Raw genomic sequence first — 15,733 nt, forward strand, 5'->3', positions numbered from 1 at the left:
CTAGTTCAGCTTTCCTACGACCGACTCGATCGATTTCTTCAGCACGTCCGGGGTGAACGGTTTCGCGATCACGTTGTTGACGCCAAGCTTGACCGCGTTCTGGACAACATTGTTGTCCTTGCGCCCGGTCAGGATGATGAATCCGGTTTTCGCGAGCTTCGGATGCGCCCGAATCGCGCGCAGCAGCTGGAAGCCGTCAATGTCCGGCATATACAGGTCGGAGATGGCCAGGTGCACCGGCTCGGCGGTCAGTTTCTTGAATGCCTCGCGCCCGTCCTTGGCGACGCTGATGTGTTTTATGCCCATCTGCTGGAGAGCCTCGACCGTCACCATGCGGCTCGAGATATGGTCATCGATGACCATGACCCTCAGTACGTCAAGCACAGACATTTTGTGTCACCTCCGTTCCGCCGCCAAACAGTGCGGACGCGATATCTCTTAGTGGCAAAACATGGTTTGCAGCGCCGAGGCGTTCTGCTGCGGCCGGCATTCCGTAGACGAGGCTGGTCGCACGATCCTGGGCTATCGTGAGCGCACCCGCCTTCTTCAGGGCCAGAAGGCCCTCCGCGCCGTCGCTGCCCATTCCCGTCAGAAGCGCGGCCGCGGCCTTGTCTGCAAAGGCCTTGGCGACGGATTCGAACAAGACGTCAACCGAGGGCATGTGTCCGCTGCGCAGTTGTCCGGGCTGCACCCGGCACAGCTTCTCCGTGCGACCGGCAACCGTCAGGTGGCCGACACCGCCCGGCGCGATATAGACGTGCCCCTCGCTGATCGGCATTCCGTCGGCGGCCTCCACCACCTTCGGCGCGCAGAGACGATCAAGACGTTCCGCGAAACTCTTGGTGAAATGCTCCGGCATGTGCTGTGTCACCACGGTCGGCGGACAGTTGGCGGGAAATCCGCTCAGGACCTCGGTCAAGGCCTCAACGCCGCCAGTCGAGGCGCCGAGCGCAATGACATCGATACCCCGCTTCCGCTTGAGAACGGCCGACCGGGCCGGCTTGGTGCGGGCATCCCCCGATGTCCTTTGGCGCCCCTGTATCGCCATCTTGGCACTGGCCGCCGCCTTGACGTTCTGGCGCATTTCCTGGAGCGCTGCCTCATCGTCCATGCGCGGCTTGGGCAGACAGGAAACCGCACCGATCTCTAGCGCCGCAATGGTGGCATCCGCACCCTTGCGGGTGTGGCTGGAAATCATCACCACCGGCATCGGGCGCAACCGCATCAGGCGCTCGAGAAAATCGAGACCGTTCATGCCCGGCATCTCGACATCGAGCGTGATCACGTCCGGATCGAGCACCTTGATCATTTCGCGTGCCTCGATCGGATTTGACGCAGTGCCGATAACCTCGATTTCCGGGTCGGTTTCGAGAACGGCTGTTATGAGTTTCTGCATCGACGGCGAATCGTCCACGACGATCGTTCGCACTGTCATCGAATGCCTCCCGTTATGTGCTTGTAGGATGTGACTGCAACTTGCCGAAGCGCGCTCGTGGCCGGGCCGGCGATCCGTTCGGAATGCCCGATATAGAGGTAGCCGCCCGGCTTCAGAACGGAGCAGAACCGCGTGAACAGGCGGGACTGCAGTTCCTGGTCGAAATAGATCAGCACGTTGCGGCAGAAGATGACGTCGAACTTCTGCTTGAACGGCCATTCGTGCAACAGGTTCAGGTATCGGAACGCGATCAGGTCCCTTACCTGCTGTACCGGCTCGGAAACGTCGCCGAGGCGCCTGAAATAGCGCTCGCGAATGGCGGCCGGCGCCTTGTCGACCATCTCGTTGCTGTAGCGGCCTTCCTTGGCCTTGGCGAGCGAGTTGTGGTCGATATCGCTTGCCAGGATCCTGAAATTGTAGCGCGCCACCTCGGGGAATGCCTTCAGGACAGTGCAGGCCATGGTGTAGGGCTCGCGGCCGTCGGAACAGCCTGCCGACCACATGCGGACCGGCTCGCCCTTCATCATGCGCGCGGCGAGTTCGGGCATGACCGCCCGTTCCAGGTGCTCGAAATGATGCGGTTCCCGGTAGAAGTTCGTGACATTCGTGGTGATCGCCGAGATCAGCTCGCGCCGCTCCATCTCGCCGGCCGGCGAGCTGACCAGGTCGAGATAGGTTCCGAAATCCGTGAGCGCATGCCGGCGAAGCCGCTTGACCAGGCGCGAATAGACGAGGTCACGCTTGGCCTCGGTCAGGTTGATCCCGGCCTCTTCACGCACGAGCTTCGCGATGGTCGCGAAATGCTTGTCCGTAAGGAGGAACTCGCGCGCTCCTTCCGGACGTTCCACCATTTGCTGGACCGCAAGGTTCATGCCGCCTGCATCTCCTGTTCGGGCATGATCGACTCGAGGCAGATCTCGCAGATGATCCGCTTGTCCAGGACGATGACGCGATTGAACATCTCCGTGGACATGTCACTGCTGACCTCGGGCACGGGACGCAGGTGATCCGGGCCGACATCGAGAATGTCGGAGACCGAGTCGACCAGCAGGCCGATGGTCTTGTCGCGCACCTGGACGACAATGATGACGTGGCGCTCGCTCGGAGCGCTCATGCCCATGCCGAGACGTGCCGACAAGTCCATGATTGGCAGGATCGTGCCGCGAAGGTTGATGACGCCGACTATGTAGTCGGGCGAATGCGGCAGGCGCGTTGCCTGGCTCCAGCCCCGTATCTCACGGGTCGAGGTGATCTCGACGCAGAATTCCTGCTCTCCAACACGGAAAGCAATGAACTCTTCACCGCCGACGACTGCCTGTTCGTTTTCGTCATGCATGTTCGTTACCCCGCCATGGATTGGATGAGTTCCGCTTCCGGTTCACCGGAATTGTGCGAAACGATGTGATCGCAATCGAGGATGAGCGCGATCTGCCCATTGCCGAGGATCGTCGCCGCGGCAATCGACGGGACGCGCTTGTAGTTGGTCTCGAGGCTCTTGATGACGACCTGCTGCTGGCCTTCGATCGAATCGACGATGAAGGCGCCCATGCCGCTCTTGCCTCCCTCGACGACCATGATCGTTCCCTTGGTGAAATCGGTGCGCTGCTCGGCAAAGCCCAGCTGGCGCCCAACATCGATGATCGGGATCAGGGTGTTGCGCATCTTCACGACGCGATGGTTCTTGCCGATCGTGTAGACATCGCCCGGCTTGAGCGTCGCAGTTTCCAGAACGGCGGATACCGGAAGAACCAGCGTCTGGCCCGCCTCCTTGACGATCATGCCGTCGAGAACGGCAAGCGTCAGCGGCAGGCTCATGGAAAACAGCGACCCCTTTCCGGGTTCGGACGAGATGCTCACGCGTCCCCCCAAGGACTGGATCGACTGGCGCACCACGTCCATGCCGACCCCGCGGCCGGATACGTCCGTGATCGCTTCCGCTGTCGAGAAACCCGGCGCGAAGATCAGGTTGTCGATCTCGTCATCGGTGAGTTTCGCGTCGCGGCCGACGATGCCCTTCTCGATCGCCTTGTTGAGGACGCGCTCGCGATTGATGCCGGCGCCGTCGTCCTTGATTTCGATGACGATCCGGCCCGACGAGTGATATGCGGAAAGCTTCACCGTGCCCTGCGGCGGCTTGCCCAGGGCGACGCGCGTTTCCGGGTCTTCGATGCCGTGATCCACCGCATTGCGGATCATGTGCGTCAGCGGATCGATCAGGCCCTCGATCACCGTGGTATCGACTTCCGTATGCTCGCCCTCGAGTTCCAGCAACGCCTTCTTGCCGGTCGCGCTGCAGACCTCGCGAACGATGCGCGACATGCGCATGAACACCGGTTTGACGGGCTGTGCGCGGATCGCCATGACGCCCGACTGGATCTCGCGAGTCAGGTTCTGCAGCTCGACCAGCGCCAGCGCGGCGGGCGACGCGTTCCCGAAACCGGCCTGGCCGATCCGCTCCGCGAGCATGGCCTGGTTGATAACAAGTTCGCCCATCAGGTTGATCAGGCGGTCGACCTTCTCGGATTCGACGCGAATCGTCTGGCTGGGCTTCTTGACCTCCTTCTTTTCCTTTTCCGGGCGCCGAACGGCTTCGCCGCTCCTGTCCTTGCCGTTGTCACCGGTCGCTCCGCCCGACGCCACGGGAGCAGTCGAAGGCGGACTGTCAGGTCCGGCGACCGGAGCGGCACCGGCAGACGCCGCCTCGCCGCCGGACGGCGTTTCCTCGCTTCCGATATCGGCGAGTTCCGGATCATCGCCCAGATTCGCCAAGAAGTCATCGAGCTCCTCGCCGCCGCCGTCGGGCGAACCGCCGCCGATTTCCTCGATGGTCAGATCGCATTCGCCGTCGACCCAGTCGAAGACCGCCGCGATCTCGTCGCGATCCCTCTCGGTCTCCATGTCGACCTGCCATTTCAGATAGCTCTCGTCGGGAGACAGTTCCGTGAGCTTCGGAAGGGAATCCAGGTCGCAGGAAACGCCGAGCGTGCCCATCTCCGAAAGCTCGCGGAAGAAGCGGAGCGGATCGTGGCCCTTCAGGTAGAGGCTGGCATGCGGCGCGAAACTGATGCGGTAGGTGCGGCCCGACGGCGTTTCCGCCGCATCCGAAGCGTCCAGGTCGAACGCCTCCAGGTCGATCGTGACCGGAGCGAAGTCCTCCAGCGCGTCTTCCTCCTCCTCGCCCTCGGCGGTCAGGCCGAAGGCCGCTTCCAGCTCCCTGGCGAGCGCGGTGGTGTCGGTCGGCTCGGTCCCGGTGCGCTCCGCCTCGATGACGTCGGAAAGAACGTCCACGGAACGCAGGAGAAGGTCCATGCGTTCCTCGTTGACCTGGCTCAGGTCGTTGCGGATCACGTCGAGCGCGTTCTCGAAAACATGGGCGAAGGACACCAGCGCGGCATAGCCGAACGCTCCCGCGCCCCCCTTGATCGAGTGAACCGCGCGGAACACGGCATTGACCGTGTCCATGTCCGGACCGTCGGACTGGATCTCGTGCAGACCCGTTTCCAGATCCGCCATCTGGTCCGCGCATTCGGCGAAGAATGTTTCCTTGATATCGTCGAGGCTCATGGGTCCGGTCCGCCTCAGGGCATCACGCGATTGACGGCCCTGGTCAGCTTCTCAGGGTCGAAGGGCTTCACGATCCAGCCGGTCGCGCCGGCGTTCTGCGCACGCTGCTTCTTCTCCGGTGCACTCTCGGTCGTCAGCACCAGGATCGGAACACGGTTGTACTCGGCGTTCTTGCGGACGTTCTCGATGAACTCGAACCCGTCCATAACAGGCATGTTGATGTCCGTAATGACAACGTCCGGCTGCGACTCTTCCAGCTTCTTGATGCCGTCCGCCCCGTCTTCGGCGGTCACGACCTCGAAACCGGCACTGGACAGGGTGTGACGAAGCATTTCGCGCATGGTGCGCGAGTCATCCACGGTCAGAACCTTCTTAGACATGGTTGGCATCCCCTACTTCCAATTCAGCCGTTGTCAGGCCGAGGGTGGTCAGATTGTCCGAGAACATTTCGGACTGCGCAGAAATCGACATGGGCAGGCGGTCGTCCCGCCAGCAGCGGGCGGCCGACAGGAGCACCTGTATGCACGGCGTGTCGATACGCTTCACGGATCCCGCATCGACCGCGACCGGCTTGCCGCGCGCGGCCAGGAGGAGGTCCGCAACATGCGTCGCCAGTTCGCCGGGAAGGCTTTCCGGCAACGAAAGCTCGAAACCGCTTTCGCTTTCCGTCAGGCACTCGGCCAGGGGGTTGTTACCGACTGCAATCGTCATGGATCAGCATTCCTCCCATTCGTCTTTGAGTGCGACATTGCCCACGCTGCGGCCGCGGACGGCTCCCCGAACCCGGCCTGCGGGTTCGCGGGCCGGACGGGCAGAGGGGCTTTCGGAGCGGGATTGGGAAGTTCCGGGGGATGAACCGGTCGCGCCGCGATCCCCGGCCATCCTGAAGAGCGCGACAAGGGCGGCGAGACGCTCGGCCTCCCGCGAAAGCGACTGGCTCGACGCCGTCGCCTGCTCGGCCATGGCAGCATTCTGCTGGGTGGTCCCGTCCATCTCGCCGACCGCGGCATTGAGCTGCTTGATGGCCGCGGACTGCTCGCGCGCACCATTGGCGATCCCGTCGATCACCGAGGCGATCTCGACGACCTGGCCGGCGATGCGGTGCAGCGTCTCGCCGGTCGCGTTGACCAGCTCCGAGCCCGCGGAAACCTGGTCGGACGACCTGGCGATCAGTTGCTTGATCTCCTTCGCCGCGCCGGCCGAGCGCTGCGCCAGCTCGCGGACCTCCTGCGCGACCACGGCGAATCCCTTGCCGGCATCGCCTGCACGTGCCGCCTCGACACCCGCGTTCAGCGCGAGCAGGTTGGTCTGGAAGGCGATCTCGTCGATCACCGAGATGATCTGGTTGATCTCCGCCGCCGACTTCTCGATACCGGACATGGCCTCGAGCGCGCGGCCGACCACCTCCTCGCTCTGCTCGGCATCCTGGCGGGCGGCATGAACGATCCGGCGCGTGTTCTCGGCGCCCTCGGACGACTTCTCGACCGTAACGGTGATCTCGTCCAGCGTCGCCGCGGTCTGCTCGAGCGAGGCGGCCTGCTGCTCGGTGCGCCGCGACAAGTTGTCCGACGCGGAAACGATCTCGCGGGTGCCGGCCTCGATCGTCCCGGCGGCGGCCGCGATCTCGCCGAGCACTTCCGCAATGCGGGCAAGCGCCAGGTTGAAATCGGTGCGCAGGGTTTCCAGCTCGTCGTCAAAGGCTTCCTCGATCCGGCAATCGAGATCGCCCTCGGAGAGCCGGTTGAGCGCGTCGCCGAGCAGCGCGACGGCGCGATTGGTCCGCTCGGCCCTGGCGGCGCGCTCGGCATCGGCCTGCGCCTTCACGTCCTCCATCCGGCGACGCTCGGCCGCAGCCTCGCTCTCGGCCGCGAGCTTGTCCGCCGTCACCTGGCGGAAGACGGTCAGCGCCCGGGCGATAAGGCCGACCTCGTCGCCGCGATGGACATAGGGCACGTCCGCTTCGGTGCGCCCATGCGCGAGATCGGCGGTGTAGCCGGCGATGTTCACCAGCGGCCGGACGACGGCGCGACCGGCCCAGAACAGGAGTCCGGCGATCAGCAAAAGCGAAACCGCCGTCACGCCATGATGGATCCAGCCGATCAGCTGCTTGCGGCTTTCGCTCTGCTCCTCGACCGAGGCAAGATAGGATATCGCCTCCTCCGAGGCGCGAACGACGATCGCCTTGTGCTCGAGGAACCGCTCCTTGAGCACGCCAAGCGACTGGTTGATCTCGGCCGCCCCGAGGCCGATGCCGCCGGAATTCTCCAGCTTGGGAAAGAAATTGTTCTCCGCCTCGATCCAGAAGCGGTCGAGGACAGTCGGCGAGTCGATGACGATGAGCTTGCGCAGGCTTTCGGGAAGGTCGAGCGTCTCCCAGTTCTTCAACTGCGCGTAGTAGGCGTCCTTTTGGGCGCGGTAAGTCGCGAAATGCTTGTCACGGTTCCACGGCTCCTGGGAGGCCTGGATGATCGCGAGATAGGCCTCGATCACGTAGGAGGTCGGCGGCAATATGTCGGCGACGAGCGCCTTGCCCTCGGCTATGCGTCGGTAGTCGTCGCTGCCGATGCTGGTCACCGCCGTGCGATAGTTGGCAAGGGCGGAGAGCACCACGAAGACGACAGCAATGCCGGCGGCGAAGAGCTTCAACCCGTTTGACAGGTTCAAACGGCTCGTCTTTCCCTGTCCGGCATGCATCGTCAGATTTTCGGGGTTTCCCATACCCTATCGGCCCCTGGAACGGAGATGTTCTCAACATTCCGGATTTTCCGGGGCTTGGGAGGGGCTTCATGCCGGGCGAAATGCCGTCCAAGCAGGGATCCAACTAAGCCGATTTACCTTAACGAAAATTAAACGCTCAGGGCTCGGCGTTGATATCGAGGATGCCGTGCCGGATGGCTATGGTGATGGCGTGCATCCTGTTCACGGCATTGAGCTTTTTGGTCGCGCTGATGAGGTAGTGATTCACGGTGTGCGTGGACAGCGAGAGGATGATGCCGATCTCCTCGCTGGTCTTGCCCTCGGCACACCAGCGCAGGCATTCGCGCTCGCGCGCCGTCACCCGAATCGAGGTGCCGCCGCGGACCGGCGAACACAGGGAAAACTGATCGAAAAGCAGCTGGGCCAGGCCGTGACAGTAGAACAGCGACTCGCTGTCCAGCGGTTCGGCGCCGGGTGCCGACTGGCCGATGAAGACCAGCCTTTCCGCCGCCGAACAGCAGCGGAAGTAGACGTGGAACACGGAACCCGCCAGTTCGGCCCATGCATCACCCGCACCGGCCTTCGCCCGGCGGCACACCGCGGGATCGGATGCGAACGTCCAGGTGAAGGGCATCCGGGCCTCGCATGTCCGGATAGAAAGTTCCGACGTTTCGTCCGCCAGGACTTCCGACACGTAGGCCGAAACGTCCGGATCGAGCGACGACTCGATCATCTGCATCCGTATCTGGCTGTTCCTGACCAAGCGAAAAATCGCATATCGTCCCGATTGCGCAACTGTGCTTAGCTCGGCGACAATCGCCTTGGAATCGACCTTTTTTTCGGCGGTGGTCGAAAGAACGCCGGCGGGAAGCGATCTAGGGTGCATTGTCCGTGCCCATTCTTATTGTTGTTCCATTCCGATACCGGAACCGTTCCGGAGCGCTTGGGCAATGCCGCGCATACGCCTGTAACGGTCTCGCCCGTGCCGCCTGCGGCGGCGCTGTCGAACTCCCTCCTATTGCATGGCAGGATCAATTCCCCGTGACGCGCGACAGCTGAGCCCTACCCTTCCTTCAAACCCATCATCACACAGATTGTTTCCCTTCCGGAAAAGACCTCCCCTGCCTTTCTCCACAGGGATTGAATAGCTCCGCGCAAGCGCCAGGCGGTAAAATGCGCACGACACGGACCCGGAATGCCGGGCTCCGGACCCCATCGGACGGCGGGACGGTTTCGCCAACGGACAGCTAGCGCGTCAATGAACATCACACACTATTCCATTGCCGGAATCACCGCCTCGGTCGCAGCCGTCGCGGGCGTGTTCCTGCAGGTGCTGGTCTCGCGGCCCGACACGGAAGTTCCGGTCAAGGTAGAGGAACCCGCCCCGGAGACCGGCGTGAAACTGCCGCAGATCGCCGTTCCGATCTATTCGCAATCGGAGAAGGTCGGCTATTGCGTGATGGGCATCGAGTATGGCGGCGGCGATGTCCGCCAGGAGGATTCCGAGCTCGTCGTGCCCCGCGTCACCAACGATCTGTATATCGAGTTCGGTGCTGCCCTGCCGGAGGGCGTCGATCCGAGACGACATTGCGCCGACCGCGCGGGCCTGCGCACCGACATGTTCATCATCGAGAAAGCCAGGTTCTACGAGAAGATCGCCGGCGAGAACGAAGACGACAACTGACCGGCCGGTTCCGCTTCACTCGATTTCCGCGGAAGGGCCGAATTCCTGCTCGTCTCCCATTCTGACATCCTCCTTGGAGAAATAGTCGAGTTGCTCGATCAGCACCTCCGCCACGACCTCGGCTCCGGCGGTCTCGTTGGCGAGGGTCCGCAAATCCTCCAGCGATTCGCGAAGCCGGCTCCAGCCGGTTGCAGTCGCGAACGCGCCCGCCTGCGCGTAGAAGTGCCGGCTCAGGGAGTCGAATATCAGGGTGTCGATCGGCATGCGCGAGGCGGCCGCCTGTTCCGGATTGGTCCGAACCACGAAGCGACCGGTCAGATAGCCGACAATGCCGTTCTCGTCGACATGCGGAATGGCGAACAGGTCAGTGTGAAAGTCGCCGGAATCGCCGTCGTGAGCGGCATATCCCCCGCTGTCCGCCCCGCCACTCTGCGCGACGGAAACGGCCTGCCCCAGGTAGATGCCGCCCAGCGTCACGGCGGCAACCAAGAAGCCGAAGGCGAACTGCCCCAGCATTGTCCCTATTCCGCCGGCCGGCGCGCTGCCAGCGGATAGGTGCCGTCGGATTCGGCGTTCACGATGGCGTCACCCAGCATGTCGATGACATCCTTGGTGGCCGTCATGCAGGCGCGAAGCACGCCTGCATTCTCGTCGACCTTCTTTCGCAGCGAAAGCAGTTCCGAACGGATGTCCTCGTCTATGTCCCCGGGCGTCAACTCGCGCGAAACCAGGTTCAGCTCGTACAGGCAGCGATTCTTCCGCGCATTCGTCGCAGAGATGTCCGCTGCCGGATTCTTCCGCAGCATCCTGGTCTCAGCCTCGATGGTGGAACCAACACGCGTGATCAGCGCCTTGAGCTGGCTCTTGCTCAGGCTGGTGTTCTGTCCCTTCGCGTGGCTTGCCGTTTTCATGTTTCAGTCTTCCCCGTTGTCTGCCAATTGCCGGTTCCGCTGTCGTCAAGCGACATCACGTCACGAATGAAATCCCGGCTGATCTCCTGGGTACCGCGCCGCGCCGCGTCCAGCAGACGCGCCTTGTCTGATTCCAGCTCCCTGTCATTCACGCCGCGCACGGGCTCGACCGTCTCGCCTTGCCGAACCACGTAGTCCGCTATGCTCGATGCGAAACCGAGATTCCCTGTCTCGGCAACCTGCGCGGCGATCTGCTCGGCCATCATCGACTTCCAGACATCGCCGGCGAATCCGCCACCGAAATAGCTCTCGCCGGTTTCGGTCATCATGTCCTCGATCATGGTCGTGAGGAGAACGGCCTCGAATTTCTTGCCGATCTCCGTCACGTCCTTTCCGCTCGCTTCGCGCGAAAGGCGAGTGCCGGCTCCGGTGATTTCGGTCGCCGACGCGGTTGCCTCGGCGGACTTGCCGGTGTTGAGGCGCGCCTCCAGCCGGCGAACGCTGGCGGGATCGGCGGCGCGCGCCACGTCAAGAATCAGGTCGGATGGAAATTCGACGGCCATCGGTCGCAGTTCCGGAACATTCGTGTCAGACGGCCTCAGCGTATCCTTCCAAACTTGCTTGAAGCTGACAGCAAGCCGGCAACCCGCTGATCCAGCACCTCGGACCGTTCGGCCTCCTCCGCCCGGTTCTCGTCGGACCGGCGTTGTTGATGGTATCGCTCCTCGATCACCTCGAGCTTGCGGTTTTCCTTCACCACCCGGTCGCCGGATTCCCGTACCTGCCGGTCGGCTGCGGCCTTTTCGGAAAGGGTGTCCTGCATGTGGCCGGCAAGCAGATCGGGAAACAGGCGCGCCACCGTACTGCCTTCCGCAACCATGCGTTCGAGATCCTCCAGGGCCCGGCCCGCGGATGCCGACCGGTTCCGGGCGTCTGCAAGGTCGCGCTCGCGCAATGCCTTCATCGCGCGTTGTATGCGAAGCAGCCTTGCGAAGTCTCTGTTCGGGCCAGCCATGTCAGCTCAGGGTGAAAACGGAGGGAAAGGACTGCCCGAACTGGCTCAGGAGATAGGGGATGGCGAAGTAGAGGACCATCAATCCTAGTCCGAGCACGGCGGGCAGCGAAATGAAGTAGATCGGTATCTGCACCGCCAGCTTGTTGATGAGGCCGACGGTGAGGTTCACGATGATCGCGAAGCCGATGAACGGACTACCCAGCCGAAGCGCCACGATGAAGCTTTCGCGCAGGACATCAAGGAGATTCACGAGCAGGAGGCGCGTCGACGGGAACTGGTCCATCGGCATCACGTCGTAGGAGCCAAGCAGCGTGGCGATGACCAGGTGATGGAAATCGAGCGTGAAGAGCACCAGCAACGCGCTGAATGACACGAAAGCGGTGAGCGCCGACTGCATCTCGAATCCATCGACGCTGGCCCCCAGCATGCCGCCATAGCCGATCGACATGCCGATCCCGGAAATGATGAACTCCAGCGCCAGGAGGTAGAACCGCGCCAGGAGCCCGAAAAATGTTCCTATCACGATCTCGCTGGCAATCAGTCGCATGAGCAGGAGCGCGGACGGGTTGGCGAGCAGGATCTGGAGCTTCGGGGCGACGAAGGCAGCCACGGCGACGGAAACCGCAAACGCGGCGAGAATGCGGATTCGTGGCGGCACGCGTGCGGAGGACATTCCCGGCAGCACCATGAAACAGGCGCCGACACGGCAGAACACGAGGAAGGCCGCCAGCAGGTCGGCGGACAGCGCGGTGATCACGAGACGGACCCGAGAATGCGGATTTCGATGCCCTTGCCGATTTCCAGGTGCGATAGAACCGGCGTGTCCGGATGCAGGCGCTCCACGATCATGCGCACATAGGGACGCGCCTCGGGCGAGGTGATGATCGCGAACCTGCGGTTCTGCTTCTTGAAGTCCTCGATCTTCTTGTTCACCTCGGTGCCGAATTCCTCGAGCAGACGGGGATCGATATCGAACTGGTGAATCTCGCCCTTTGCGTCGCGTTTCAGGCTTTCGCGGAACACGAGATCCCAGCGGTTGCCGAGACGCAGGACATGCAGGACGCCATGTTCGGTGATGTCTCCGCAGATCTGCTGCGCCATGCGCCCGCGCACGTGTTCGACTATGCTTTCGGTGCGGCGGGTCGACGGCGCGATTTCGGCGACCGCCTCGATGATGAGCGGAAGGTTGCGGATCGAGACGCGCTCGGCGAGCAGCAGCTTCAGGACCGCCTGCAGGCCGGGATAGGAGGAGTGGGTGGTGCAGATCTCCTCGGTCAGCTTGCGATATTCCGGGTCGAGCCGCTCGATGATCGCCTTCATCGTCTTGTAGGAGAAGAGCTGCGGCAGGTTGTTCCTGATAACCTCGCTGAGATGCGTGAGGACGACAGCGACATTGTCGGCGGTCGGGATGCGCGCGGTCTTCAGGTCCTCGCCGAATGTCTCCGGAACCGATATCGCCTCGATGCCGTAGGCCGGCTCGCGGACGATCTCGAAGGGAATGCCCTTCAACTGGTTCGGCTCCGCAAAGACCATCAGCTCGCCGATGCGCATGGAGTATTCCGCGACCACGGTGCCGTGGACCTTGATCTGGTAGGATTTCGGATCGATGCCAAAATCGTCGGTGATCTGGATCTCCGGCACGATGAAACCGTAATCCGCGGCGAAGCGCTTGCGCATCTTCTTCATGCGGAACGCCATTTCCTGGCGGTTGGGGACCAGCTTGGCGGCAAGCTGCTTGCCGAGCACCAGTTCGAGTTCCGAGGACCGCAGCGATTCCCTGACCGAATCGCGCTCCTCGCTCTGCATCTTGCTGCGCTCCTCCTCGGCCGCCTTCTCCTCCTCGGCGGCGCGGCGCGCGGCAACCAGCGGACGCATGTATCCGATGCCGGCCAGGATGCCGGACAGCATGACGAACGGAACGAAGGGCAGGCCCGGCATAAGGCCGAGCAGGAACAGCATGGCAGCCGCCACGAAAAGCGCGCGGGGGTAGTTGCCGAGCTGGTCGAGAACGGCCTTGTCCGCCGATCCGATCGTGCCGCCCTTGGAAACGAGAAGGCCCGCGGCAAGGGAGACGATCAGCGCGGGAATCTGCGAGACGAGACCGTCGCCGACCGACAGCTTGGTGAAGACGTCGACCGCCTCGGACACCGTCATGCCGTGGCGGGTGTAGCCGATGATGATCCCGCCGATAATGTTGATGGCGGTGATGATCAGGCCCGCGATCGCGTCGCCGCGCACGAACTTGGAGGCACCGTCCATCGAACCGTAGAAGGAGCTCTCCTCCTCCAGTTCCTTGCGGCGGTCGCGCGCCTCCTGCTCGTCGATGATGCCGGCGGAAAGATCGGCGTCGATCGACATCTGCTTGCCGGGAATCGCGTCGAGGGTGAAGCGGGCGCCGACCTCGGCGATGCGGGTCGAACCCTTGGTGATGACCAGGAAGTTGATCACCACGAGAATGAAGAAGACTACGAGGCCGATGACGAAATCGCCGCTCATCACGAAGCGCGAGAAACCGCTGATGACATGCCCCGCCGCCTCGGTGCCGTGCTGGCCCTCGGAGAGGATCGTGCGGGTCGTGGCGATGTTCAGCGACAGGCGCAGCATCGTCGCTATCAGCAGGATCGTCGGGAAGGACGAGAAGTCCAGCGGCTTCGATATCCACAGCGCGACCATCAGGATCAGCACCGAGAACGCCAGCGACAGCGCCAGGCCGAAATCGATCAGGAAAACGGGTACCGGCAGGAACAGGATCGTCAGCATCACGACGATGCCGATGGCGAAGGCGATATCGCGGCTGTTGGAGATGCCGGGTTTCTGAGCGACGTCAACGAGGGCCAAGAGCAATCACCTTAGACGAGTGGTTCGTACGGAACGTGAGTCCCGCGATACCATCCCATCCTTGCGCCAAGCTTTGGCCGGCCGGAAAAGGCGCCGGGCAGCGGTCAGAAGCCGCTCTGCATCCGGCTGAAGACCACGTCGGTCAGACGACCGATCTGGGAGCCCACGAAAGGCGCGGCCACCGATGCCGACAGCAGGACCGCGACGATCTTGGGAACGAAGGTCAGGGTGATTTCCTGGACCTGGGTGAGCGCCTGCACGAGGGCGATGCCGACGCCGACGATCATGGCGACCAGGACGACGGGCCCCGATGTCACCAGTACCGTCCAGATCGCGAACTGGACGATGTCGAGGGCATCGGCCTCGCTCATCAGCTGATCGTCACGCCACCGGAGACGACCACCTGCTCGCCGCCCTCCAGGACGGCGACGATGCCGTCGTCGAAGACGCGGACCTCGTCGATCACCCCGGTCACGTCGCCGTCGGGCGAGGTCAGCGTGCGGCCGATGATCGAGCCGGCCTGCTGCAGGTAGCCCATCTGGATCAGGTCGTCGAGCTTGGCATTGGTCTGGATGCTCTGCTCGACCGAGGAGAAGGACGCGAGCTGCGCGATGTATTCCGTCGAGTCCACCGGCTCGGTCGGATCCTGGTTCTTCAGCTCGGCGACGAGGAGCCGCAGGAAGGACTCGTAGTCGACATTCGCCTTGGCCATCGACGCCGTCGCCGTGGACTGCGCCGCCGCGGCATATGTGCTGCTCGTTGTGCTGGTGACTTCGGTCATCTCCTACCCCGCACTTGCTTCCCGGATGGGCTCGACATTGTTATCCAGCCGCTTCGCCGTGGCCGGATTGTTGCGCAGGATTTCCTCCTCGATCGGATAGAGCCCGCGGATGGTCTTCAATGCCTCGTAGTACTTCTCCTCGGCCACCAGCCGGTCGACATGCTTCAGGTCGGAAAGGATCCTGGAATTGTCGAACGCGGTGATCAGTGCCGGCAGGCTCTCACGGAAAAGCGGCATGGCCGCATCCTTGTCGTTCGGGGACATGACCATGACCTGAACGATGAAGTAGAGCTGGCGCAGCGGCGTGGTCGCGTCCTCGGCCTGAAGGACATGGTTCTCGAGAAGGAACTGCACATCGTTCAGCAGTTCCAGAGAGACCTTGCGATCGACCCTTATCACCGCACCGTTGATGAAAATGCGTTCATTGGCCTTCAGAAAGATCTTGAACGAACTCTTCATTCCACCCCGCCCCGAATGATCTTGGCAATTTCAAGCAGGCCATCGATGTTCTCGGATTCGCCCTTGCGGATTGCTTCGGCTTCGCGAAGAACCCAGATCCCGATCGAAATCAGGCTGGCCCGGAGTTCCTTCGGCAAAGCGTTGTCGTCGCTTGCCAGGTCCTCCATGAGCGCGGTCCAGAGGCGGATGGTGAAATGTATGGCCTCGACGCATGCGAAGGACTTCACGCCCGCTTCGCTCGCCCGGGTCAACAGCTCGATGGATCGGTCAAAGAGCTGGCGCTCCCGGTCCCGGGCCTGGTCTGGCGCGTCTTCCTCAATTTCTGCGTAGCGCAACTTTATCATTCTTA

Annotated in this window: 20 protein-coding genes; 1 reads left to right on the plus strand and 19 read right to left on the minus strand. The window is 62.7% G+C overall.

Going from position 1 to position 15,733, the window contains the following annotated elements:
* From HTY61_RS14675 to HTY61_RS14715, 9 genes are all read right to left on the minus strand, one after another.
* Positions 1–390, minus strand: a complete 390-nt coding sequence (locus HTY61_RS14675; protein ID WP_175277498.1) for a response regulator — start codon at positions 388–390, stop codon at positions 1–3.
* On the minus strand, positions 377–1,435 hold the full coding sequence (locus HTY61_RS14680) for a protein-glutamate methylesterase/protein-glutamine glutaminase (protein WP_175277499.1): 1,059 nt from the start codon (positions 1,433–1,435) through the stop codon (positions 377–379). Before HTY61_RS14680 ends, HTY61_RS14675 begins: the two co-directional genes overlap by 14 nt.
* The gene (locus HTY61_RS14685) at positions 1,432–2,307 is read right to left on the minus strand and encodes a CheR family methyltransferase (RefSeq protein WP_175277500.1); all 876 of its coding nucleotides are present in this window, start codon (positions 2,305–2,307) and stop codon (positions 1,432–1,434) included. The genes HTY61_RS14680 and HTY61_RS14685 overlap by 4 nt, the downstream gene beginning before the upstream one ends.
* Positions 2,304–2,771 carry a chemotaxis protein CheW gene (locus HTY61_RS14690; RefSeq protein ID WP_175277501.1) on the minus strand — a complete coding sequence of 156 codons (468 nt, stop codon included), beginning with the start codon at positions 2,769–2,771 and terminating at the stop codon, positions 2,304–2,306. The genes HTY61_RS14685 and HTY61_RS14690 overlap by 4 nt, the downstream gene beginning before the upstream one ends.
* Positions 2,772–2,776: 5 nt before the next feature.
* Positions 2,777–4,999, minus strand: a complete 2,223-nt coding sequence (locus HTY61_RS14695) for a chemotaxis protein CheA (protein ID WP_175277502.1) — start codon at positions 4,997–4,999, stop codon at positions 2,777–2,779.
* A 14-nt stretch (positions 5,000–5,013) separates the two neighbouring features.
* On the minus strand, positions 5,014–5,379 hold the full coding sequence (locus HTY61_RS14700) for a response regulator (protein WP_175277503.1): 366 nt from the start codon (positions 5,377–5,379) through the stop codon (positions 5,014–5,016).
* Positions 5,372–5,710: an STAS domain-containing protein gene (locus tag HTY61_RS14705; protein ID WP_175277504.1), complete on the minus strand. Its 339-nt coding sequence runs from the start codon at positions 5,708–5,710 to the stop codon at positions 5,372–5,374. Before HTY61_RS14705 ends, HTY61_RS14700 begins: the two co-directional genes overlap by 8 nt.
* A gap of 3 nt (positions 5,711–5,713) precedes the next feature.
* Positions 5,714–7,663 carry a methyl-accepting chemotaxis protein gene (locus tag HTY61_RS14710; RefSeq protein WP_175277505.1) on the minus strand — a complete coding sequence of 650 codons (1,950 nt, stop codon included), beginning with the start codon at positions 7,661–7,663 and terminating at the stop codon, positions 5,714–5,716.
* A 190-nt stretch (positions 7,664–7,853) separates the two neighbouring features.
* Positions 7,854–8,435, minus strand: coding sequence for a helix-turn-helix transcriptional regulator (locus tag HTY61_RS14715; RefSeq protein WP_175277506.1), 582 nt, complete (start codon positions 8,433–8,435; stop codon positions 7,854–7,856).
* A 519-nt stretch (positions 8,436–8,954) separates the two neighbouring features.
* Between HTY61_RS14715 and HTY61_RS14720 the strand changes: the two genes are divergently transcribed.
* Positions 8,955–9,380: a hypothetical protein gene (locus HTY61_RS14720; protein WP_175277507.1), complete on the plus strand. Its 426-nt coding sequence runs from the start codon at positions 8,955–8,957 to the stop codon at positions 9,378–9,380.
* Between the two features lie 15 nt (positions 9,381–9,395).
* Here HTY61_RS14720 and HTY61_RS14725 read toward each other — a convergent pair whose 3' ends face one another.
* From HTY61_RS14725 to flaF, 10 genes are all read right to left on the minus strand, one after another.
* Positions 9,396–9,896, minus strand: a complete 501-nt coding sequence (locus HTY61_RS14725) for a hypothetical protein (RefSeq protein ID WP_175277508.1) — start codon at positions 9,894–9,896, stop codon at positions 9,396–9,398.
* A 5-nt stretch (positions 9,897–9,901) separates the two neighbouring features.
* A complete protein-coding gene (locus tag HTY61_RS14730; RefSeq protein WP_175277509.1) occupies positions 9,902–10,291 on the minus strand; it encodes a hypothetical protein in 390 nt (129 codons plus the stop codon).
* On the minus strand, positions 10,288–10,854 hold the full coding sequence (locus tag HTY61_RS14735; protein WP_175277510.1) for a rod-binding protein: 567 nt from the start codon (positions 10,852–10,854) through the stop codon (positions 10,288–10,290). Before HTY61_RS14735 ends, HTY61_RS14730 begins: the two co-directional genes overlap by 4 nt.
* A gap of 35 nt (positions 10,855–10,889) precedes the next feature.
* Entirely contained in the window at positions 10,890–11,306 is a 417-nt protein-coding gene (locus HTY61_RS14740; RefSeq protein ID WP_175277511.1) for a hypothetical protein, read from the minus strand.
* A gap of 1 nt (position 11,307) precedes the next feature.
* A complete protein-coding gene (locus tag HTY61_RS14745; protein WP_246272816.1) occupies positions 11,308–12,063 on the minus strand; it encodes a flagellar biosynthetic protein FliR in 756 nt (251 codons plus the stop codon).
* Positions 12,060–14,066 carry a flagellar biosynthesis protein FlhA gene (gene flhA / locus HTY61_RS14750; RefSeq protein WP_428978293.1) on the minus strand — a complete coding sequence of 669 codons (2,007 nt, stop codon included), beginning with the start codon at positions 14,064–14,066 and terminating at the stop codon, positions 12,060–12,062. Before flhA ends, HTY61_RS14745 begins: the two co-directional genes overlap by 4 nt.
* A gap of 182 nt (positions 14,067–14,248) precedes the next feature.
* Positions 14,249–14,515 (minus strand): flagellar biosynthetic protein FliQ, encoded by a 267-nt coding sequence (locus tag HTY61_RS14755; protein WP_175277513.1) that lies wholly within the window; start codon positions 14,513–14,515, stop codon positions 14,249–14,251.
* Positions 14,515–14,925, minus strand: coding sequence for a flagellar hook assembly protein FlgD (gene flgD, locus HTY61_RS14760; RefSeq protein ID WP_175277514.1), 411 nt, complete (start codon positions 14,923–14,925; stop codon positions 14,515–14,517). Before flgD ends, HTY61_RS14755 begins: the two co-directional genes overlap by 1 nt.
* A 3-nt stretch (positions 14,926–14,928) precedes the next feature.
* Positions 14,929–15,384, minus strand: a complete 456-nt coding sequence (flbT, locus tag HTY61_RS14765; RefSeq protein WP_175277515.1) for a flagellar biosynthesis repressor FlbT — start codon at positions 15,382–15,384, stop codon at positions 14,929–14,931.
* Positions 15,381–15,728 (minus strand): flagellar biosynthesis regulator FlaF, encoded by a 348-nt coding sequence (gene flaF, locus HTY61_RS14770; RefSeq protein WP_175277516.1) that lies wholly within the window; start codon positions 15,726–15,728, stop codon positions 15,381–15,383. The genes flbT and flaF overlap by 4 nt, the downstream gene beginning before the upstream one ends.
* Positions 15,729–15,733 lie beyond the last annotated feature (5 nt).

This window comes from Oricola thermophila (genome assembly GCF_013358405.1).
Lineage (GTDB): Bacteria > Pseudomonadota > Alphaproteobacteria > Rhizobiales > Rhizobiaceae > Oricola > Oricola thermophila.

Bases quoted from the DNA above. Each gene is read 5' to 3' on its own strand.
- HTY61_RS14675 (WP_175277498.1), bottom strand. From the start codon at position 390: ATGTCTGTGCTTGACGTACTGAGGGTCATGGTCATCGATGACCATATC.
- HTY61_RS14680 (WP_175277499.1), bottom strand. From the start codon at position 1,435: ATGACAGTGCGAACGATCGTCGTGGACGATTCGCCGTCGATGCAGAAA.
- HTY61_RS14685 (WP_175277500.1), bottom strand. From the start codon at position 2,307: ATGAACCTTGCGGTCCAGCAAATGGTGGAACGTCCGGAAGGAGCGCGC.
- HTY61_RS14690 (WP_175277501.1), bottom strand. From the start codon at position 2,771: ATGCATGACGAAAACGAACAGGCAGTCGTCGGCGGTGAAGAGTTCATT.
- HTY61_RS14695 (WP_175277502.1), bottom strand. From the start codon at position 4,999: ATGAGCCTCGACGATATCAAGGAAACATTCTTCGCCGAATGCGCGGAC.
- HTY61_RS14700 (WP_175277503.1), bottom strand. From the start codon at position 5,379: ATGTCTAAGAAGGTTCTGACCGTGGATGACTCGCGCACCATGCGCGAA.
- HTY61_RS14705 (WP_175277504.1), bottom strand. From the start codon at position 5,710: ATGACGATTGCAGTCGGTAACAACCCCCTGGCCGAGTGCCTGACGGAA.
- HTY61_RS14715 (WP_175277506.1), bottom strand. From the start codon at position 8,435: ATGCAGATGATCGAGTCGTCGCTCGATCCGGACGTTTCGGCCTACGTG.
- HTY61_RS14720 (WP_175277507.1), top strand. From the start codon at position 8,955: ATGAACATCACACACTATTCCATTGCCGGAATCACCGCCTCGGTCGCA.
- HTY61_RS14725 (WP_175277508.1), bottom strand. From the start codon at position 9,896: ATGCTGGGGCAGTTCGCCTTCGGCTTCTTGGTTGCCGCCGTGACGCTG.
- HTY61_RS14730 (WP_175277509.1), bottom strand. From the start codon at position 10,291: ATGAAAACGGCAAGCCACGCGAAGGGACAGAACACCAGCCTGAGCAAG.
- HTY61_RS14735 (WP_175277510.1), bottom strand. From the start codon at position 10,854: ATGGCCGTCGAATTTCCATCCGACCTGATTCTTGACGTGGCGCGCGCC.
- HTY61_RS14740 (WP_175277511.1), bottom strand. From the start codon at position 11,306: ATGGCTGGCCCGAACAGAGACTTCGCAAGGCTGCTTCGCATACAACGC.
- flhA (WP_428978293.1), bottom strand. From the start codon at position 14,066: ATGCTGACGATCCTGTTCCTGCCGGTACCCGTTTTCCTGATCGATTTC.
- HTY61_RS14755 (WP_175277513.1), bottom strand. From the start codon at position 14,515: ATGAGCGAGGCCGATGCCCTCGACATCGTCCAGTTCGCGATCTGGACG.
- flgD (WP_175277514.1), bottom strand. From the start codon at position 14,925: ATGACCGAAGTCACCAGCACAACGAGCAGCACATATGCCGCGGCGGCG.
- flbT (WP_175277515.1), bottom strand. From the start codon at position 15,384: ATGAAGAGTTCGTTCAAGATCTTTCTGAAGGCCAATGAACGCATTTTC.
- flaF (WP_175277516.1), bottom strand. From the start codon at position 15,728: ATGATAAAGTTGCGCTACGCAGAAATTGAGGAAGACGCGCCAGACCAG.